11 protein-coding genes are annotated in these 22,169 nt (G+C 33.8%); 9 read left to right on the top strand and 2 right to left on the bottom strand.

Translation table 11 applies throughout. The features are described 5' to 3' along the window. The 9 genes from LNP22_RS12045 to LNP22_RS12005 all read left to right on the top strand — a co-directional run bounded on the left by LNP22_RS12045 (position 1) and on the right by LNP22_RS12005 (position 19,607). A complete protein-coding gene (locus LNP22_RS12045; protein ID WP_229973665.1) occupies positions 1–2,076 on the top strand; it encodes a fibronectin type III domain-containing protein in 2,076 nt (691 codons plus the stop codon). Between the two features lie 4 nt (positions 2,077–2,080). After that, positions 2,081–3,379: a SprB repeat-containing protein gene (locus LNP22_RS12040; protein ID WP_229973664.1), complete on the top strand. Its 1,299-nt coding sequence runs from the start codon at positions 2,081–2,083 to the stop codon at positions 3,377–3,379. 85 nt (positions 3,380–3,464) lie between these two features. Beyond that, complete coding sequence (locus LNP22_RS12035; protein ID WP_229973663.1) at positions 3,465–4,646, top strand: SprB repeat-containing protein; 1,182 nt, start codon at positions 3,465–3,467, stop codon at positions 4,644–4,646. A gap of 23 nt (positions 4,647–4,669) precedes the next feature. Further along, complete coding sequence (locus LNP22_RS12030) at positions 4,670–9,568, top strand: T9SS type A sorting domain-containing protein (RefSeq protein WP_229973662.1); 4,899 nt, start codon at positions 4,670–4,672, stop codon at positions 9,566–9,568. Between the two features lie 90 nt (positions 9,569–9,658). Beyond that, the gene (locus LNP22_RS12025; protein ID WP_229973661.1) at positions 9,659–12,109 is read left to right on the top strand and encodes a TonB-dependent receptor; all 2,451 of its coding nucleotides are present in this window, start codon (positions 9,659–9,661) and stop codon (positions 12,107–12,109) included. A gap of 54 nt (positions 12,110–12,163) precedes the next feature. Further along, a complete protein-coding gene (locus tag LNP22_RS12020) occupies positions 12,164–17,089 on the top strand; it encodes a fibronectin type III domain-containing protein (protein ID WP_229973660.1) in 4,926 nt (1,641 codons plus the stop codon). An 11-nt stretch (positions 17,090–17,100) separates the two neighbouring features. Continuing rightward, positions 17,101–18,060: a hypothetical protein gene (locus LNP22_RS12015; protein WP_229973659.1), complete on the top strand. Its 960-nt coding sequence runs from the start codon at positions 17,101–17,103 to the stop codon at positions 18,058–18,060. Further along, positions 18,057–18,734 (top strand): hypothetical protein, encoded by a 678-nt coding sequence (locus LNP22_RS12010; RefSeq protein WP_229973658.1) that lies wholly within the window; start codon positions 18,057–18,059, stop codon positions 18,732–18,734. Before LNP22_RS12015 ends, LNP22_RS12010 begins: the two co-directional genes overlap by 4 nt. 303 nt (positions 18,735–19,037) lie before the next feature. Continuing rightward, positions 19,038–19,607, top strand: coding sequence for a hypothetical protein (locus tag LNP22_RS12005; protein ID WP_229973657.1), 570 nt, complete (start codon positions 19,038–19,040; stop codon positions 19,605–19,607). Positions 19,608–19,960: 353 nt separating this feature from the next. On the opposite strand, the gene LNP22_RS12000 is transcribed toward LNP22_RS12005, so the two are convergent. Together LNP22_RS12000 and LNP22_RS11995 are read right to left on the bottom strand one after the other, a co-directional pair. Beyond that, complete coding sequence (locus LNP22_RS12000; protein WP_229973656.1) at positions 19,961–20,716, bottom strand: hypothetical protein; 756 nt, start codon at positions 20,714–20,716, stop codon at positions 19,961–19,963. Between the two features lie 313 nt (positions 20,717–21,029). Then, positions 21,030–21,860: a M57 family metalloprotease gene (locus tag LNP22_RS11995; protein WP_210665624.1), complete on the bottom strand. Its 831-nt coding sequence runs from the start codon at positions 21,858–21,860 to the stop codon at positions 21,030–21,032. Between the last annotated feature and the right edge of the window lie 309 nt (positions 21,861–22,169).

The following is a 22,169-nucleotide window of genomic DNA, read 5'->3' as shown; positions in this document are numbered from 1 at the left end:
ATGAAATTCAAATTTTTAATTATACTTTTTTTTACCATCATTAGTAATGGTTTTTCTCAAGATAAAACCGAACCCATTGCTGCTGAAAATAAAAAGCCAGAAATACAAGTTATTGCAAGAGTACAAAAAGATAGAATTTTATTGCGTTGGGCTGTCACTAGCCCAATCGCTTGGAAAAAATTAAATAAATATGGTTACTCAGTAGAAAGATACACTGTCACAAGAGATAATAAAACTTTGTCTAGCCCTGAGAAAATAGTTTTAGTAAAAAATTTAAAACCAGCACCTCTAGAAGAGTGGGAAAAACTCATTGAAACCAATGATAATGGAGCTATCCTTGCGCAAGCAATTTATGGAGAAGAGTTTGCTGTAACAGGAAAAGATAATTTAGAGTCGATTATTAACCTTTCTGAAGAAATAGAACAACGATTTACTTTTGCGCTCTATTCAGCCGATAAAGATTTTGAAATTGCTAAAATAGCGGGTTTAGGATTTGAAGACAAAACGGCGAAGATAAACGAAAAATATGCATACCGAATTTCCTCTAACGTACCGGAAATCGAATTAAGCATTGACTATGGCGGACTATTTGTTGGATTGAAGGAATACGAACCGTTGCCAAAACCTATGGATTTTACAGCTCATTTTACAGATAGCAGTACTATGTTGAGTTGGAATTTTAAAATATTAGCTCACGCCTACGGAAGTTACTATATAGAACGATCGACTGATAAAGTAAAATTTGAAAGGATTACAGAGAAACCCTATACAAGTTTAAATCAGCAAAATGCGAATAATAATCGTATCTTTTATGTAGATTCTATTCCCAACAATACTTCTTACAGTTATAGAATTCAGGGTATTTCTCCTTTTGGAGAGCTCAGTCCTTATTCCGACATTGTTACTGGAAAAAGTAAAGCTTTACTAAAATATGTACCACATCTTACAGTAAAAGAATTTAAAGATGATACAACTGTAAACTTAATTTGGGAGTTTCCTGAAGAAGGTGATAATGAAATTTCTGGTTTTGAGCTTAATCGTTCCGATGAAGAGGGTGACAATTATAAAACAGTACTAAAAAATATTTCTCCAAAATCTCGTAATGTGGTGTACAATAAGTTATCGGCAACCAATTATTTTACCCTTACTGCAATTGGTAAAAACGGAAATAGTAGAACCTCTTTCCCAATGTTAGTGCAACCGGTAGATTCAATTCCACCGGCAAAACCAATTGGTCTAAAAGGAGTTATTGATAGTTTGGGCGTTGTAAAACTTACATGGACACCTAATAAAGAAAAAGATCTTCTAGGGTATCGTATTTATAAAGGGAATATAGCCGAAGAAGAATTTAGTCAATTAACGATTAGCCCTAGTGAATCCAATACTTTTGAAGATAAAGTATTAATTAAAAACTTGAATCCTAAAGTCTATTATAAAATTATCGCAGTTGATTATCGCTACAATATGTCTGATTTTTCAGAAACCTTAATTCTTAAAAAACCAGATATTATTCCTCCTGCATCACCTGTTTTTATGAATTATGAAATAAAAGACGGTGCTGTTTTCCTTGAATGGGCAAATAGTCACAGTGAAGATGTGGCAGTACATCAATTGTATCGAAAAGAAGATGATCAAAAAGAATGGAAATTAATTTTAGAAACAAAAAATAAAGAAGAAAAATTTGAAGATAAAACCGCCCTTGAAGGACATACCTACACGTATGCCATTTTTGCAAAAGATGAAAGCAAATTAGTCTCTAATCCTTCTCCTGAAATACACTTATTTGTACCCAATTATTCTGTAATGCCTCCTGTAAAAGGTTTTTTTGCACAGGCTAATAAAACAACAAATACAATTGATCTTTCTTGGGAATACCCAAATGCCAATGTTGATAGTTTTGAAATCTATAAAGCATCTGACAAAGATCCTTTGCAATTAATTCAGATTGTGGGAGGAAAGATTAAGCGTTTATCAGATCCAACAATTGCCATAAATACCAATTATAAATATGGTATAAGAGCCATTTTTAAAGACGGAAGAACCTCTCAAATGGATTTTTATTCTGTTAAATTTTAAATATATGAGAAAACTTTATATATTATTTTTCATCCTTTTTAGTAGTGTGTTTTTTGGACAAACATATAGTATAACTCTTAGATATAGAGCAAATGGTGCTGGATGCCATGCTGCTGGATACAACTGGAGTTTTTATGGTAATACAACTTCGCTAGCTTCATTTAGTGATGGTGGAAACAGTATGGATGTACCTACTACTTATACCACCTACGCAAATGTTGCTAACTATCTTTCGTTTAAATTGTACCTCAGTAATTCCTGCGTTCCTCTTGGGGCAGCCACAAAAGACTGTAATGATAATAATAGCTCAGAGGTTACCACTATAAACCTCATAAAAGGAGCATATTTAGGATTGAACGGTTGCAACGGAGGAGTTTCTGTTGATAAATTTATACCTAACGTAAATATTAAAAATCTAGACGTAGCCAACCCAACAGAGGTTTGTGCTGGTTTTCAACTTGGATTAGCTGCATTTCCTGACGGATTTCCTGCGGAAGCATATCATTGGCAATATAGTTCAGATAATATGATCACGTGGGTTGATGTCCCTGCGACCATAAATGGAGTTAGAACTAATGATATAAAAACAGTAAATTTTTCGATGCAGGATATTTTAGGTACCAATCATGCCAATTTTCTTGATAAACAAATCTATTTTAGATTAGGATATACGCAAACTAGAGCTTTTTCTTCTCCAATTGCCATCAAATATTCGTCATGTGCTCCTGTTGTAAAGCAAGTAGTTTATATTGCTCCTAAATGTAATGGTGATAATGTTCAACAAATTGATGTTTATTTTAATCGAAACTTAAAACCTAATGAAGATATTTTTCCTCTTTATTTAAAAAATGAAGATCCAACTAAAACATCCCCTCTTTTTCAGCTTCCTTCTCCTGTGACTTCTTTAAACTTTGATACCGCAACTAATTGGTATACCTATTCTTTTATAAATCCAGGAGTACTAGAAAATAATAATAGTTACACTATAAAATATCAAGCCAGATTAAGTGGTGAACCTGCAGGTTCCCTACAATCTTCGCAAACTCCATTTGTTTATACAGATCCTCCAAAAATGCAATTTAAAATAACGGGGCAAACGCAGCCAACTTGTTTTGGTGGTCAAGATGGAACAATTGATATAGAAATATTGAGTGGTACATCTCCCTATAATTTTTATGTGGATAATGTTCTCACAGCAGCTTCCAAAATTGATAATTTACATTATAAAATTACGAGTTTAAAGGCAAACCATTTAGGATATAAAATCAAAGTAACCGATACAAATGGCTGCATTGAAAAATAATAATCAATAATTTATGAAGAAACTTTACTTTCTTTTTTTTCTTTCTCTAAGTTGTGTTAACAATATGCAATCTCAAATGTATATTATGAAAACTAATTATGGAGGTTGCTGGAATTTTCATGATGGTACTCATACTTATGAAGATGACTTTGAATATAAAATAACATCTCTTGATGGAAAATGGTTATGCCAAATTACTGAAGTTGGACAATATCTGATTTTTAATGAAAAACCTAACTATTATATTTACGCAGATTTTAAAACGGAATCAACAGGATGCAATGGTCCTTGCGGAGATGGCTACTCAGTTTCCTTAATGACGACTTTAAATGACTGTCAAAAAGCTGTAGGGACTGTTTATGGTAACTATTGGTCAAACGCTCCTTTTTTTGAAATAATGAGTAATAAAGTTTTAATACCCCCCACTGTTGTTAGTAATTCTTTTTGTAATAAAATAACATTAACTGCTGTTGGGTGTACAGGAGCTCAAAGATTTTTTTGGGAATATAGTACGAATGGTAATGATTTTTATAAAATAAATATTAGTACCGGATTTAATGAAAACTACGACTTTATTAAAGAAAATTTCCCTTTATTAAAAAATTATTCAGGAAACATCAATTTTCGCGCATTAATCGACTCCGATTCTGAAATTACTGGAGAAGAAATTTATTCAAATATAGTTTCTTACAATATTATACCTTGCTCTCCCAATTTAGTTGGAAGTCCTGAAATAATAAAACCTTCTTGTTTTCAGGGTAAGGATGGTCAAGTTACTTTTACTTTTGATCGAGATTTGATTGATAATGAAACATTTTTATTAAATCTAACGCAAGTAGTAAATGGCAATAATCTTCCTCCGAAAGAAAAAAACGTTTCAAAAGCAGAATTTCTCAATAAAAAAATAACCTTTACTGGACTAGAATCTGGCAATTATTTCTTGCATTATCAAACTTTTCAAAATAATAACACTACTCCAACAAGTGATAACTTAAGTGACCTTTTTTTTGTAGATCAGTCAAAAGCACTAAAATATATAATCAATACTACTAATCCTTCATGTTATGGAGCGAATGGAGAAATAGTAGTAGAAGCATCAGGTGGAACACCACCCTACTACTATTCTATCAATAATGCAACTAAAACACCATTTACAAATCCCTTTACTTCAGATGCGAACGGATTTAAAGGAAGCCAAATATTGACAATTCCAAACGGTAGTTACAATATAAGAATAACGGATAGTAATAATTGCATAGAAAACTAAACAACCCAAAACACAAAATACTGATGAAAAAATATTACTTACTACTATTATTCTTTACTAGTTTATTGGGTTATTCTCAGGTTGGTGCTCTTCAGGGCGACGGATCAAGAGCTGTAACCATCACAGAACCTTCAGCCATACTAATATCTGGGACAGCTGTTGATGCAAAAGGATTTAATGAGACTAATGGGCAAATTACTGGTTATGGAATTTCTGGAGGAACACCCTTTGGCGGTAATACTTATACGCAAAACTGGACAAGGAATGGCCTTCCATTTACGATGACAAATTTTAATACGCTTTCTGCAGGTAGCTATGTCATAAATGTAAGTGATTCAAAAGGCTGTCCGGCAAGCAAAACCTTTATAGTTAATCAACCTGCATTACTTGAAGTTACAATTTCAAACCCAGATAAAATAACATGTAATGGCAAGAATACTGGAACATTAACTGCAAATCCAGTTGAAGGTTATCCTATAGGACCATCAAATATGGTTCGTACTTATTTTTATGAATGGTATGAAACAGATGATTTAGCGGGAACAAATCCTGTATCTATTAACCAATATTCAAAAAATGCAATTAACTTAAAAGCAGGATTTTATAAAGTAATTGTTAAAGATCAAGCAAATAATGTCGCATCAGTTGTAAAAGAATTAGAACAAAACAAACTTATAACTGTTACTCCAACCTTAACACATGTAAAATGTTTTGGTGAAGAAACTGGAGCCATAATTTTAAACATTATTAACGGCACAGGTGCTTATACAGTTACCTGGAATGATGGTCCTACTACCAAAGACAGAACGAATTTATCCGCAGGGATTTACACATATACTATTACCGATGCAAATGTAGCCGGATGCTCAGTTACAGGCAATGTTACGATTACAGAACCCAGTAGTCCATTAGTCATTGATCCTATCACACAAACGCAACCCTCTACTCCACTTTCTAGTGACGGAACTATAAAAGTTACAGCAAGTGGCGGAACGCTTAATTATACCTATAACTGGACAAAAGACGGAGATCCTTTTACTCCAAACACAGACCCTATAACAGGACAAACAACAGGTTTATCCAACGGAAAATATAAAGTTGTTGTTGTTGATGGTAATAATTGTACAGAACCTAGTGCCGAAATAGTTTTGGATGCATTAGGTATCGTTCTTCTTGATAAAGTAAATGTGTATTGCAAAGGCGATACAAGTGGAAGCATTACGATTAAAGGAGTTGGTGGTTTTGGAAATTACGACTACCAATGGTATAAAATGAACGGTGCAATAGCAAATATTCTAAACGGAGAAACAAATCCATCGCTGACAAATCGGGAGTTCGGAACCTATCGCATTATTGTCAAAGATGGTGTAAATCCAGACGCTTATGAAGATTATGAATTAACAGAACCTGCGCAACCACTTACGGCAACTTTTACGGCTACAAACGTTAATTGTGCTGGCGGAAATGACGGAACTGCTTTTATAACAGCAGTTGGCGGAACCCCAGATAATGGTGTTTACAACTATCAATGGTATAAAAATGGAATAATATTGCCCGCAGTTACGACTGCTAGTTCAAGTACGCTATCTGCAGGAGTTTATAAAATAATCATAAAAGATAAACTATTGTGTAGTACAGAAGTAAGTTTTACACTTACTGCACCTCAACCTATTATTATTCCTGATGCAACCATTACAAAAGTTGCTATTTTTGGACAAAGTACAGGAGCTATCGCACTGAATCCTGTAACGGGTGGAAACAGTGGTTACAGCTACAAGTGGACATACAATCTTGATCCATTATTCCTAAAAACAACCAAAGATATTTCGAGTTTAAAAGCCGGAATTTACACTGTTGAAGTTCACGATGCAAAAGCGGGAGTTCCTGATAATACAGGTTGTATAGCCACAAGAAGTTTTACTGTTACTCAAAATCCGGAATTGCTTGTTACATTAAACGAAACAAAATCAATTCAATGTAATGGCGATTTTAATGGTGAGATTAAAGCGAACGTAATTGGAGGAGTTTTAGGCTACACGTACCAATGGTCTAACAGTAAAGGAGATATAATTGGTGGAGATAGCAATACAATAAGCAATTTAGGCGCTGAACAATACAAAGTAATTGTAACCGATTCTCAGGGAGCGCAAACAACTTCTGCTGTTCTCGATTTAATTCAGCCTGAAAAATTAACGGTATCGCTTACCAATAAAACAAATGTTCTATGTTTCGGAAATGATACTGGAATTATCAATATCGATGTGATCGGAGGAACAAAACCGTATACTTTCGAATGGAAAAAAGATAATGATGCCGCCGTATATGCAACAACCGAAGATTTGGCAACATTAAAGTCTGGTGTTTATAGCATTTATATTTCAGATGATAATGATTGTATCACAAAATTAGAAAACATTACCATAACACAGCCTAGCGCACCATTGATAATAACAGATATTGAAGTTAAAAACTTAAGCGGTTTCGAAACCACAAACGGAAAAATAGAGGTCTCAATTTCTGGTGGAACTCCCGCTTATACTTATGCATGGAGAGTAAAAGGTTCCCCAACAGTTATTGGAAACGCAAAATTATTGGACCAATTAAAGATTGGTACTTATGAATTGACTGTGACCGATAGTAATAATTGTACTATTGTTAAAGAATATTCTTTAATACAACCTGACAAACTTTTAATAACCGGAATTACTCAAACCGATTATATAAAATGTTTCAACAATAAACAAGGGGTTCTTCAAGCAACAATAACAGGAGGAGCACCAATTGGAACTTTAGATGCCGATAAAAGCTATATTTACAAATGGTACAATCAGCTTACACCTTCAGTGGTTGCATCAACAACCAATCCTTCTGAGGCATTACTTGCTGGTACTTATTTACTAGAAGTTTCTGATGGTTTTGGAAATAGCTTTACATCAACTCCAGTTACAATAGCACAACCAGCACTTTTAAAAATTAATTATACCCAACAAAATGTTTCCTGTAAAAATGGTCAGGATGGTGCTATCAATATTACAATTACAGGAGGAACTGCACCTTACAGCATTGTATGGAGCACGGGTCAAAATACCAATCAAAATGCTATAACAGGCCTTAGAGCAGCAACCTATACCGTAACCGTAACCGATGATAATTTATGTACCACTTCGGAAGAAGTTACAATTACAGAACCCGATCTTTTATACTTGAGTCAGATTGTCAAAACGCCTCCATCAGCATTAGGAGTAGATGATGCCAGTATTGCGGTAACTGTTCAGGGAGGAACTCCAAACTACAATTTCCAGTGGTATGATAAAGACATGAACTTGATTTATACCGATAATAATAAGGCTTCAAATACAAGTATCTATAACATATATGTCGGTCAATATTTTATTTCTGTTACCGATGCAAAAGGCTGCGTAATTACCAAAAGAGATTTAGATCAGGTAGATCCTTTATTTATTGAGGTAAACCAAATTAATATCGTAAAATGTCACGGAGATGCAACCGCAAGTATAAAAGCAAACACTACTGGTGGACTCCCAACTTATTATTACAAGTGGTATGAAATCAGCAATCCGGCAGTTATAGTGGGTCAGGCAGAAACCTTAACAAATGCAAAAGCAGGAACTTATTATGTAGTTGCAACAGATTCTTTCGGTAAATCAATTCAAAGTCAGAATATTACCATTACAGAACCAGCCGCTTTAACAAATTCACTTTCTGCTGAGTATGTTCGTTGTGGCGATGGTAATGACTGGACCATCACATCGGCAATTGCAGGAGGAACTTTACCTTATACCTATTTATGGAATACGGGAGCAAAAACTGCCAATTTAGCCAATACACTTCCCGGAAATTACTCGTTACTCGTAACCGATAACAATGGTTGTACAATTACTAAAACAATTACAATCACGGCTCCAACACATTTAAGTGCCACTCAAATTACAAAAATTCCAACCTGTTTTGGAGGTTCTGATGCATCGATCGTGGTGACTCCAGTCGCAGGAATTGCTCCTTACAGCTATTTGTGGAATACGGGCGAAACTTCGAATATATTAAGTAATGCTAAAGCGGGTACTTATACTTTAGAACTAAAAGATAACAAAGGATGTATCATCAATGAAACGTACATTATTGAAAATCCTCCAAAAGAGGTAATAGATCTTGGTGAAGATGTAACCTTGTGTTTCGATCAGACTCTAACGATCAATGCTACAATAAGCGACGATCAAGCAAAATATCTATGGACATCCGATAAAGGTTTTACTAGCAATAAAGCTATGATTACGGTTTCTGAGGCTGCAAACTATACCGTAGTTGTAACCAATAGACTAGGTTGTGAGGCTACAGATACCATCAAAATAGGAAGTCAAAGCACTGCTATTAGTGCTGAGTTTGCTATGTCATCTCAAGCATTTCTCAACGAAAAAATCATCATAGTAGATATTAGTAATCCTATTCCAGACTCTTTAGAATGGGTACTACCTGCTGGCGCAAATATAATTTCAAAAAATAAGGATTATGCTGAATTAAGTTTTAATACACTTGGTGAACATGATATTACCCTCATTACAAAAAAAGGAAATTGTGTAGCCACTCAAACCAAAACTATCATGGTTACAGAAGGTGAATACCAAAATCCAGATGATACGGACGCACAGAAAAAGTTTGATCTAAAAATTTATCCTAACCCGTCAAGCGGAAAATTTACTGTAGATGTAACATTGGATAAAATAATGCCGGGACATATCAAGGTGTACAACTTAAGCAACAATCAGGTGATTGCTTCTAAATATGAAGAAGGAAAAGATAATTACTCTTTCAATTTTGAGTTGAATGGTCTTGCTTCAGGAATTTATTTTGTTCTCTTTGAATCACAACAGGGAACTAAATTGAGAAAAATAATCATTCAGTAATTCATTTTTTTCAAAACAAATAGCAAATAATAATGACAATCAATCGGCAGAAAATAACGCTGTCGATTTGATTTTCATAGCACAAAAAAGATGATTTTAAAAAGATTAAAATTTCACATACTAGCATTTTTTGTCTGCACATTGAGTTTTGCACAAAACTTTAATGTTCAGGAAGTCGCAAAAGCAAAATTAGTAAACGTATCCGGAGGTGCCTCTGCCAATACTGTATTCTATTCTGGAAATGCAGCCAGAGACCCATTCAGCTACTTTTTAAACGGAAATATTAATTTTAACATAGCAGGGCTTTACAATATTCCATTATCGTTTTCATACACCAACCAAAAATTTGGATATGAACGACCTGTATTAATGAATCGGTTGAGCATACACCCATCCTACAAATGGATCACGGCACATATTGGAGATGTAAGCATGACTTTTTCTCCGTACACCTTGAGCGGACATCAATTTTCAGGTTTTGGAGTTGATTTAACACCGCAAGGAAAATTTAAAATTAGCGCGATGTACGGCAGATTATTAAAAAATAGCGAATACAACAGCGCATATCCTGACTTGCTGCCTACTTATAAAAGATTTGGTTATGGATTTAAAACCAATTATGCTTTAGAAAAAATAACTTTAGGAGTTACCTTTTTTAAAGCTAAAGACGAAATAAACTCCATCACAAACCCAGTTCCATTTGAATTAGGGATTGCTCCAAAAGAAAATACCGCTATAAGTTTTGAAACCGGTTTTAAACTTTTTCAAAAGCTACAAGTATCTACAGAATTTGCCAACAGTAGCATTACCGAAGATACCCGAACAATTGATGGTTCGAAAGCTAAAGGAATAGCTGCTTTGTTTTTAAGTCCGAACAATACAACAGCGAGTTATAATGCCTTCAAAGGTCAGCTGGTTTATCCTGCAGGAAAAGGTACTTTGGGCTTAGGATATGAACGAATCGATCCTAATTACAGAACTCTCGGAGGTTATTATTTCAACAATGATTTAGAAAATATTACTGTAAATGCTTCGCAATCGCTTTATAAAGACAAAGTTTCTGTGTCTGTCAATTTAGGACTTCAAAAAGACAATTTAGACAAACAAAAAGAAAGTCAGATGAAACGATTGGTATCGGCACTGACTCTTGATTACAGAGCCAGCGAAAAACTTAATTTTAATATTAATTATTCTAACTTTCAGTCGTATACCAACAGTCGCAACCAATTTGATTACATCAATCAGGTTTCTGATTTTGATTATCTCGATACTTTAAATTTTAGACAAGTCAATCAAAACGCTTCGCTTGCGATTAATTATTTATTAAAAAATGATAAACGAATCAAAAAATCGATCAATGCTAATTTTTCGATGCAAGATGCCGTCAATCAGCAACAAGGAAAAACAATTGAAGGTGGCGCTAGTACCTACTACAATTCTGGAATAGCCTATAGCATTGGCTATCCCGAAAAAGATTTGAATATAAATGCTTCCATTAATAACACTTACGGAAAAACAGATAGTGGCAAAAGTTTGATCTTTGGCCCTACCATTGGTGCTACAAAATTATTTTTTGACAAAAAATTTACAACCTCTGCTTCTACCAGTTATAATACCAGTTATAACGATGGAACCAAGCAAAACGATGTAATCAATTTTAGAGTAAACGGATCGTATATTTATATGCAAAAACATAATTTTAATATGGGTCTTATCTCCTTGTTTAGCAACTCAGCCACTCAAAAGAACAATGATTTTACCGGAACTCTGACCTATACCTATTCTTTTGATAAAATAAAGCTACGTCCTAAAAGGGCTCCTAAAACAGAAGAAGATCAGGATGTAAATCCAACGCTGAAAATAAGTTTTAACGGAAAAGTTTTCGAAGGAAGTCGTGATCAAATTGCAACTCAGCTCAAAGACATGCAGTTGGCTCTACAACCTTTGCCCGCAGAAGAAAACACCAATTTGGAGCGTTTGCTTACACTGGCTACCCTAACTCCTGATGATAAACAGTTTAAAGAAAAAGTACTGGATTATCTCGAAGCTTATGATGCAACCGCTGAAACACTAAAAAAATACAATGAATATCTGGCAGAAGCTTCTCAGAAATTAGAAAAAGATATGGCTAGTAAAGACCAAAGTCTTGAAAATGATTATCTAGTTGCTGTTGGCCGAGTAAATAATCATGCCTTAAATGGCAAAGAAGAAGCAGATGTAACCAATAAAACTGCGTATAAATCGTATTTGAAATTAGTTGAAAGAAGCAATAATAACCGTGATAAATTAATGCATCATCGATGGATGTATCGCGAAATTTCGGCATTATCGAAAATTCCGTCAAGCGAAATACAACAAAACCAATATGCAGCTAATTTTAGCATTCAAGAAATTGAAGAAGCTTTTAAATTAATAAAAGACAAAAAATCAGCAACCGAAATAGTAGATATTATTGAGGTAAAAATGATTCCGTTTTATCATGATCTGGCCGTTAAAAATGCCACTATTGATGATATTGATTTAAAACATATTCAGAAATAAAACTGTAGAAAACTAAAGTCGAAAGACAGTAATAAGATAGTAATACCAAAAATAATGGATAAACCGCAAGTACCCAAAATGCTAAAAAAACTACACCTTCTTGTTTTTATTGTATGCTCTTTTATAGGATGGAGTGGCCACGCACAGACATTTCCTGTTACAATTAGCACTCAAATCACGCAGCCCTCTCCTATTTACTTGAGTAACTATGCCGATGCGACAACCATAAATAGCCCGATTAAAATACAAGTGGCTTTAAACGATTTGACGATCTCGAACCGACAAGTGCGATTAAAGTTCTATTTTCAGGGCAATTCTATTTCGTTTGCTACCAACGATTTTGTTGTAGGCGCAAGACCCTTATATCTTGAGGGAGGTTTTCCGTTACAACTTACCAATGTTGACTTAGCACCTTATTTTGAATTTCAAAACATACTGGGTCTAAATCCAAATCAGTACGCGCAGCCTTTGCCGGAAGGAATTTACAATTTTTCTGTTGAGGTATATGATTTTGCTACCAACAAAAAGCTGTCTAAAAAAACGAGTGTCACCACTATTATTTTCCAGAATGAGCCTCCGTTCTTAAACTTGCCTTTGAATAATGCTTCTATAATGCAGTCCAATATTCAGAACATTGTATTCAGCTGGACACCAAGAAGTATCAATGTTAGCAACGTAGAATATGAGTTTTCTTTGGTAGAAATTTGGGACAATTATACACCTGTTCAAAATGCTTTTGCTTATTCTCCGCCTTTATACACCACTACAACCAGAAATACAACGCTGCAGTATGGCATCAATCAGCCACAGCTTATACCGGGCAAAAAATATGCCTGGCGCATAAAAGCAAAAGCCATCTTAGGCGCCGAAGAAATTGGAGTATTTAAAAACAATGGTTATAGCGAAATTTTTTCTTTTAACTACGAAGTATCTTGTACAGCTCCCTTATCGATCACAACCACTGGCGTGAGCGAAAATCAAGCCAAGGTAACCTGGAGTGGCAATATTGATAATTATGATTATCAGGTCAATTATCGCGAAAAAAATGCCAACTCAGAGTGGTACAAGATCGTTACACCCAGAGAATCTGCAACCATTAGCAACTTAAAACCCAATGCTACCTACGAATATACCGTAGGAGCTTCTTGTGATGTGGGCAAATATATCCACAGCACCATTCACGAATTTACGACACTTGCACAAGACGAAATTGCTTTTGCAGGTTGCGGAATCAAGCCAGACCCAAAGGATTTGGCCAACAAAAACCCTTTACCTCAGCTTTTTCCAAACGATGTTGTTACCGCAGGAGATTTTCCTATTGTAGTTTTAAAAGCAACAGGAAACAACGGCAACTTTACCGGAGAAGGGTATGTAACACTTCCTTTCTTAGAAAAATTTAGAAAACTAATAGATGCCGCAGATGCTTTAGGCGGGGAAAAAATAAACATCGGGCAGTTCTCCCGTATCCGAATCACCTTTAATAATATCGGAGTCAATACCGATTTTAAATTAATTTCAGGTGAGATTGTAGCTAGTTATGATCCGGATTGGAAAGGGATGGCTGATCTAGATGGTGTCGTAAATGATGCTTTTGGTGATGCCGGTAATGTTGTCAATCATCAGTATGATTTATCTATAAAATCTGTTGTAAAGAATCCTGATGGAAGTATAACAGTTACTAGTTCTACAGGTGTAACTTCTGTTATAGAGAAAACGGTAAATGATATAGTCATTACAGATAAAGACGGAAAACAATTTGCTGTTCCTGCCAATGCTCTCGCCGGAGATATTAAACAAACAGGACAATTAGCTCCGGGCGGAATTCCGACTTCTAAAAACACAAACGGAATGGGATCTGGCGGCGACGTAGCCGAGATTTCTTCTGCAGATGTAAACGTGGTTTTCTCTAAAGGAGATGGAAAATATGCCTTTGATACTGCACCAGCAACCGAAAACGGAAGCCTGACTAAAACCTATCAAACCATTCCTCAAAAAAGCGGTGGCACTTACAAAGTAAATTATAAAGCGATATCAGACAACCCTAGCACTGATGTTGTTGTGGCTACAGTAGATTTTAAAAATGGGAAAACCAAGAAAGATCTTGTCTTTAAAACCCAAAATGGTACCGCAATAGACAGTACTCAAATTGCCTGGAAAGACAATGTTGCAACGCTAACTTTGAAAAAGACTTTAGATTTTGCTAAAGAAACGATCATTGCAACTGTAAAACCAGCAACGCCTAAAGATCCTAAGGAAGCAGCAGGAAAATATGATATTGCAGGAACTATTGATTTGTGGCATTTGACCAATAAAAAAGTGAATGTGACCTTGGTAAGTGTTAATAAAGCTACGATACCAAGCAATGCTCAGAAGCAATTAAACGAAATTTATGAGCCTGCAGGAATAACTTTCAATGTAAATACCATAGATGTAACCTTAGATAATATTTGGGGTGAAAGCATACAAACTAGCGAAAGTGGTTTATTAGCTACTTACACAGACGAACAACAGCAAATAACGGCCAACTTAAAACAAAAATTAGGCGCAGATTACAAAAAAGATACTTACTATATAATTTATACTGATGCTCCATCAGACAAATCGAATATACTAGGTTTCATGCCTCTAAAGCGCCAGTATGGTTTTATATTTAATAAAAACAATATTGTTCGCACCTTAGCACACGAACTTGGTCATGGAGTCTTTGGTTTACAACATCCTTTTACAGAATACAACACGTCTACAACAACCAATTTATTAATGGATTATGGTACAGGTGTTGTATTAAGCCACAACGATTGGCAAGTTCTTCATGCGCCCGGATTGCAGTTGTATCCTTTTATTCAGGGGGATCAGCAAGGCGAAAGTTACTGGACAGTACTTGACGACAAGTTTTTAAATTTAGATAAAGATTCAAAAGATAAGACTAAAGGAAGTTTTTCTTTTCTTTCATATCATGGGGAAATCGTAACCTTAAATAAAGCTACATTAGAACAAATATTATTTAATTATGGAACAAGTGACTATCAATTAAGTGGAGAACAAGCACCGGGAATTCTTCAAAGTTTTATTATTAATACAAACGGAACAAGAACAGTGTATACAATAAGTTTTAATGATGGTAAATACAAAGATGAAAAAGGGACACCATACCAATTTCCAGATATAAAACCAACAATAATTGACGGAGTTATTGCTTTTATACCCTGTGGCGCGGATGGTAAAACTTATAAGTTTAAAAAATCAAATTTATCAACTTATACAAATGCAAATGCAAAAGCCAACATAACAGCCATTGATGCGTTTCCCTTTGTTCCTTTTTCTACAAGTAATCCAGCTTTAGTGTCAGGAGGACTAAAAATATCTCAATCATTTAAATTATCAGATGAAGGGTTACGCTGGAGTTACGACCAGGATACTGCAGATATGACTAAGAACTATTGCGAAAAGCCTGAATTGTTTTATATTCTAAAAATTGCACAAATACGAAAAAACTATCCTGAAGCATTTGATGCATTTACTGACATTAAGAAATGGGAAAACCCTGAGCACATTACTGAAAATAACGGGATGCGTGAAGGAGGAGTTATTATAAAAAAAGCTTTTCAATGGACTTATTTTCTAGATAAAAAAGAAAATGCACAATTAAGAACTGATTATCTAAACAAAGTAAATCTTGATAATTATTTTAAAATAATGTACAGGCAGTTTGCTACATTCATACAAATACAGATAACAGATAGCGATGGTTTCTGGGCAGAAATACAGAAAAAAAATGAAGTAGAAATTGTAACACAGGTGGAAAAAGAAAGCGTAGTTCAATTAGAAAAAAGAACACCTGAACAAAAAGAAACTGCTATAAAAACCTTAATTAAAGGATTTGTTGTAGAAAGTAAAGAAGATGCGATCATTAAATTAATAGCATCGTTTACAAAAAAAGAAATTACTAAACTTGAAAACTTACTAATAAATGATATTGGTCTAAAAACTTTAGACAGTAAATTTGATAATTTCCTTGGAAAAGAAAACTTTACCAAAATTATGACAACAGTTGCTGGAATATCTCCATCAATAGATCCAACAGTCGCAGACTCTAAAACTGCTATTGCCGAAGGAAAAATTATAAAAATTGATAATAGTATTTTCTTTAACGAAACATCTGATGGATCTATTGATTCTAAAAATATAAAATTTAGTAAAGATACTTACACTACTTATCCAACAAGCAGCAGCTATAATGCTATGGGATATTCTGTATCTAAAGAGAATTTCTTAACTGTACCTTATAATCAGTTAGTTTTTGTTGAATTTGCAAGCCAAATGAGTTTTAATGGTGTTGATCATCCAAAAGGAGATATCGTATTAGTTCCTGCTATTGTTGCCTATGCATTAATAAATAATGCAAATACAGAACAATTACAAAAAACTTCATGGCTGTTAGTTGATGGTGTGCTATTCGCTACTGGCGCAGGAGAAATAAAAATATTTTTCACAGCGGGTAATTGGGTAAGAAAAATAATTGTAAGTGCAGATCTGATAGGTTCAGGTGCAAACTTACTTCTTGATGCTGGTCTTGAAGAACATTTACCACCAGATATTGCAAGAAAATGCAGAATTGCAGGGTTATTATTATCTATTCCTAATGGTTTATTAGCCTTAAGAGATTTAGGCGGACCACTTGTAAAAGAATTTAGAGCCGCCAGAGCCGAATTGAAAAGTGCTAAAGAAGCAGAAGAATTTGAAAAGAGAATTGTTTCTTTTGAAAAACAAATTGTAAAAGCTGATGAAGCAGCCGCCTTAATTACACAAATGGAAAAAATTTCAGAAAAAGTTCCTGTAAATTTACGTGAACAATTTATAAAAGATTTTGCAAACCCTAGTGAGGAGATATTACAGGCATTATCAAAAGAAAATTCTGAATTGATAAACGGATGGAAAAAATTTAGAAAAAATAATCCAACAACAATCTTATGTCAATAAACATTTCTAAAATGAAAAAAATATTTATTTGCTTATTAATAAACTTCTTGAGCATTTGTAGTATTCACGCACAATGCTGGTTTACGCAATTCAAAAAAGATTTTGAAACGGGAAGTATTGAGTTTAAAAAATTTATAGATGAGAGCAAAGATGGGATGGGCACCTATCAACGTTTGTATGATGGAGGAAGTACTTACGCTTTAAAAAACGCAACATATCTTAAAAAATTTGAAAAAATAACTCCAGATGCTCAAAAGTTTATTGCTCAGCTTACTGATGACAAAGCTGGGGCAACTCTTAGTAAGTTTCTTGACGATTGTGACAGTGATTTTGTTACATTGTTAAATTCTGACAGTCGATATGCGGAGGCAATAGTTGGACATAAAAATAAATTTACTAAAGGTGACTACGAAAATTTCGCAGATGAAATTGGAGAATTGACATCATCATCAGCTTCTAAAGAAAAATTAGAAAGCTGGATAAACAGAAGTTCAAAAATATCTAATTTTGGAGAAGTTGTTGCAACAGGTAATCGTTTAAGCAAAAACATTACAGATGCGATAAAACTAAAGTCTGGTAAATTATTTGAAGACCTAGCTCAAAAACTAGGATTAACAGCAGATGAGCTTAAGCTCTATGATGTATTAACAGAAGTACCTCTTGTGACTACTGGAGGATTTATGAAAGCAGATGTCCTATTAGTTAAGAAGAATGCACTTGGAAAAATAGAAGATACAATTATTATTGAAAATAAACTTTCCCAAGGTACTGCATTGACAAAAAGGCAAAAAGAAGGCTTTGGTGCAATCATTAATGGTGATGATAGTATGAAAATTAAATATAATGTCCCGGGGTTGGATGTCACTAAAGGACCGTTAAAAATAACGAAAGATAAAATTTTTAAAATCTCTGATGCAGGAACAGATATGATTGATAATGTAACCATTAATAAAATAATCAGCGTAAAATGAAAAAATCAGATAAAAAAGATTTTGTCTTTTCAAAATTGTTAGAATTATTAAAAACACAAGATTTTTACTTAGTAAAAACTGGATTAGATCCTACATTTGTCTTAAAAGAAAAAGACCACACTATCTCATTCTTTTTTAATTTTAAAGACGTGGGAGAAATAGATTTTTCAAAAGTAAGATTAACTCTTAATGTTGTTGAGGAGATAATGTTTGAAATAAAACTTCCTAATCAGGATTATTCGACTTTAGATAATAAGAAATATTTCTTAATTACAATTGAAGATAAAATCTCAGTAATGCCTGAAGGATATCAATCTGGTATAGGGTACAATGTAGAAACACAGGAACAGTTGGATTTTTTCACTAATTGGATCATAAATTACTTAGAAAAAGAAGGTAAAGAATTTATTAAAAAATTCACTTATTTACCTAACGTTTTAAAAGAAATGGATAAATTAGAGCATGACGGAAAATATTGGAATGAATTATTAGCTGGCGGTCCTGAATTTTTATTTAGAGGATTAATAATATCTAAACTTTGCAATGATGAAAAATATGAGAACAAACTATTGTATGTTAAATCTCTTCTTAAATCTATGGCAGATGAGTACCTCACTTACTTTGAAAAATTAAAATTTAGATTAGAAAATTTAGAGCCTAAATATAATATTTAAGTTAAATAGAATTTAAAAAAACGCCCAGCTCGTCCCCCCGCTGGTGCTCGTTTGCAACGAGTACTACCTAAATTAAAAAAACAAATCGTAGCGTTTGCAACGCGACTCACTAAAACAGAAGCATTTCTTAAAACAAATACTTCTGTTTTTTTATTTCTTAATTTTACCCCCACGCCGGTGCAAGCCTTTTGGTTATACTGTTCTAAAAATCAAAACAATAGTTAAAAAATAAGAAAAATAGTATAATAATAAAAAAATAATTATACATTTGCTTGATTAACAAACCATTAATGAAAAGGAACCATGGCAGAAAGTAAAAACAACATTATCACGCACGGATTAAGTGGTAAGGTAGGCGACATTATCGTGTTTAGCCAACGCGGAAGTAAAACAATCGTTTCTAAAGCACCTAAAGAGCGCTCGGGAGCACCCACTGAAAAACAAAAGCAGCACATTGCACGATTTCAAGAAGCAATTATTTATGCAAAAGTGGCCATAAAAGACGCTGCTACCAAAGCGATGTATCAAGCCAATGCAGATCCTCAAAATAATATTAGTGCCTACAATATAGCGGTCGCCGATATGTTAAACGCTCCAAAAATAGAAGAGATCAATCTATCGCTTTACACGGGCAAAAAAGGAGACAGCATTGGTATAAAAGTAATAGACGACTTTAAGGTAGCAACCGTAAAAGTAATTATAGAAAATGCCGATGGGACATTGGTAGAAGAAGGCAACGCCAAAATAAGTACAAATGGTCTCGACTGGATCTACACTGCTACTGCAGAAAATACAGATCTAGCTGGTGATAAAATCACGATTCAAGCTACTGATATCCCTGACAATCTGACAGAAAAAGAGCAAATACTCTAAAACATCAAAATAAATTTCAGACGGAGACGTGACGGAAGAGTGACGGAGAAATGAGCTAAAAAAGTAGAATGTCAAACTGGCATACGTAACGGCATATACTCGAAAATATCAACTCTCCTACCCTAGTGATTATGTATAGCGAGTACCCGATAGTGCGCCTGGGTCACAACCTAAAATAGCAAAGATTTTTAATCTGTAGCCGTTATTTTTAAACTTACAGACTTCTCAGTATAGTGTATTAAATCACAAAGTACATCATAGCACCGCTAGTAGTCCCATTCGTAGTTATTCTAATAGGTTAAAAAAACAAAAGCCTTCCGTATTTCAGAAGGCTTTCAGTCTATAAGAACATTTCATAGCTCACCACTCCCCTTTTTATCAATATAATTCACACCCAAACCTCCCATTATCATGACTTTAGACAATTCTTCTGTTGCAATAATGATATTTTGCTGTAAAACATTTCCTTTAACCCATTTTATGTCAAACGGTATTGTTTTAGAAAAATAATAATCGCCGCTTACGATAGTAATACTAAGATTATTACTGTTTTTTAAAATTTTTAATGGAATAGCAAATTCACCAGTTTTTGCATTGACCTTGAAAGGAGTTGGCGAATTATTTATAGTTAGCAGTAAGTTGGGATATGTTTTATTGTTTAAAGGTTTGTTTGTTTTAGAATCTAATAATTTTCCTTTTACAATGATCGAAACTTCCTCTTCAATCTGGTGATTAACGGCAATTTTACCCACAATATGATTGTTAGGTTCTGGAGAAATAACTTCGATTTTAACAGGCTCTTTTTCTTGTCCAACAACATTGGATGTTAGTAAAACCGAAGCCGCAATTGCAGCATATTTAAGAGTATTAATTTTAGACATTTCATTGTATTCAAATTCTTCCTCCAACTGTGTAGATTTTATTCGTGCACAAATGTTTTTACCTTTATTATCTGCAATAAATTTAGATATTTCAGAGTTCGTTTTTTTACTAAAATCAATTACATTTTTAGCACAGGAATCACAAAAAGAACCTGTTGAATTAGGAATCATTCTATCAAAATTTTCAGAACAGGGAGTGGTTATTGCTAAGGTGAATTTCTTTTTCATACTCTATTTTTTAAAATTAAAATCATTCAAAATGTTTTCTATTTATATAGAGATTGTTTTTAAAGAAAAGGTTGGGAAGCAATAAAATTATTTTCTGATTTTTATCATTTATGGCGCATTTAAATAACTATGTGATCTACAAATCAAATATACTATTCATTTACAACGATAAAAAAAGAAATTCTAAAAGAATAAAAAAACAGAACCTTCGTCATACGATTTTACAATAGGAATCATTACATAAAAAGAGAGGCTGTCTCATACAGTATGAGACAGCCTCTTATATTTTGTAAAGAGAACCTTAATTCATCTTTTAGTATAAATAATTCAGAGCAGTAACATCGTTACCATTAAAAGCTCCGGTTTCATTTGAACCGAAACATGCTCTCATGTAAGAAGTTGAATCATATCCTGTAGGAGTTCCCGGGATATGAACCGCTCCAACACCTGCTGTTCCTTCACTTTGATTTGATCCACAGCTTTGACGGCTAAACCAGTCTGTATGGCGTAAACCAATACAGTGGCCAATCTCGTGTGCAGCTACGTGCGCATTCACTCCTGTAGTATAACTATCAAGTCCAGAATATAGTGTAACTGAATTATAAGGAGCTCCTCCAGAAGGAAAACCAGCTACTCCACCAGCAGAACCAGTCTGTCTTCTTACGACAATATTTGCTCCTGATGTACTTGAACTAAAAGTTAAAGTAAAGTTGATAGATAATCCTAAACTATTGTATCTGTTTATTGCGGCTTGCAATCCGTTACGCATGTTTGTAGACAATGCTGATGTACCTGTGCCTGACAATCCAACAACTCTGATAGTTCTTGGAGCAGATACTAAATTGGTAGTACGGTATTGTTCTGTTGTAATACCACCATGAAGATCCATCTTATTTAATTGATCTTTGGTCATAACAATACATCCTTCGATCAAAAAAGCATCTTCGGTAGTGCCATCTAACTTAGTGTTTTTGATCACTTGAACGTCTTTGTTATTCAATGAGAGTGCACTAATTTTATTTAACACATCTTGTGTTACTTTAGTAGACTCTGGATTTGTTTGAGTTAATTCATCTTCTTTGTTACAAGAAAATAGCGTTAGCGCTATGCACGACAGGGCTAAAATTGATTTAATTTTGTTCATTTATTAGTTTTTTTAGGTTAGTTAAAAGGTTGACTTTAAGGCTCTTTACAAAATATTAACAGTATTAATATTCAAAGCTAATTTATTTTAATCTTAAAATACTTATAAAAATAGAGTTTAACAAAACACAATATTTATAGTAAAATAATTAAGTTTTTATTAACTATAATCGTAAATTTATTGTTAAAAAAATGTAAATATATTATTTTACAGACATATAATTAACAAGAAAAAACATAATCATGCTTTTTCTTCAGCTTTAAAACTATCTTTAGAAGCTTAATAAAACTAAAATTATATATTAAAATC

This window comes from Flavobacterium flavipigmentatum (assembly GCF_020911905.1).
GTDB classification, from domain to species: Bacteria; Bacteroidota; Bacteroidia; order Flavobacteriales; family Flavobacteriaceae; genus Flavobacterium; species Flavobacterium flavipigmentatum.
This window is presented reverse-complemented; position numbering and strand designations above follow the sequence as displayed.

Excerpts from the sequence above, each read along its gene's own strand:
- LNP22_RS12045 (WP_229973665.1), top strand. The coding sequence starts at position 1 with ATGAAATTCAAATTTTTAATTATACTTTTTTTTACCATCATTAGTAAT.
- LNP22_RS12040 (WP_229973664.1), top strand. The coding sequence starts at position 2,081 with ATGAGAAAACTTTATATATTATTTTTCATCCTTTTTAGTAGTGTGTTT.
- LNP22_RS12035 (WP_229973663.1), top strand. The coding sequence starts at position 3,465 with ATGAAAACTAATTATGGAGGTTGCTGGAATTTTCATGATGGTACTCAT.
- LNP22_RS12030 (WP_229973662.1), top strand. The coding sequence starts at position 4,670 with ATGAAAAAATATTACTTACTACTATTATTCTTTACTAGTTTATTGGGT.
- LNP22_RS12025 (WP_229973661.1), top strand. The coding sequence starts at position 9,659 with ATGATTTTAAAAAGATTAAAATTTCACATACTAGCATTTTTTGTCTGC.
- LNP22_RS12020 (WP_229973660.1), top strand. The coding sequence starts at position 12,164 with ATGGATAAACCGCAAGTACCCAAAATGCTAAAAAAACTACACCTTCTT.
- LNP22_RS12015 (WP_229973659.1), top strand. The coding sequence starts at position 17,101 with ATGAAAAAAATATTTATTTGCTTATTAATAAACTTCTTGAGCATTTGT.
- LNP22_RS12010 (WP_229973658.1), top strand. The coding sequence starts at position 18,057 with ATGAAAAAATCAGATAAAAAAGATTTTGTCTTTTCAAAATTGTTAGAA.
- LNP22_RS12005 (WP_229973657.1), top strand. The coding sequence starts at position 19,038 with ATGGCAGAAAGTAAAAACAACATTATCACGCACGGATTAAGTGGTAAG.
- LNP22_RS12000 (WP_229973656.1), bottom strand. The coding sequence starts at position 20,716 with ATGAAAAAGAAATTCACCTTAGCAATAACCACTCCCTGTTCTGAAAAT.
- LNP22_RS11995 (WP_210665624.1), bottom strand. The coding sequence starts at position 21,860 with ATGAACAAAATTAAATCAATTTTAGCCCTGTCGTGCATAGCGCTAACG.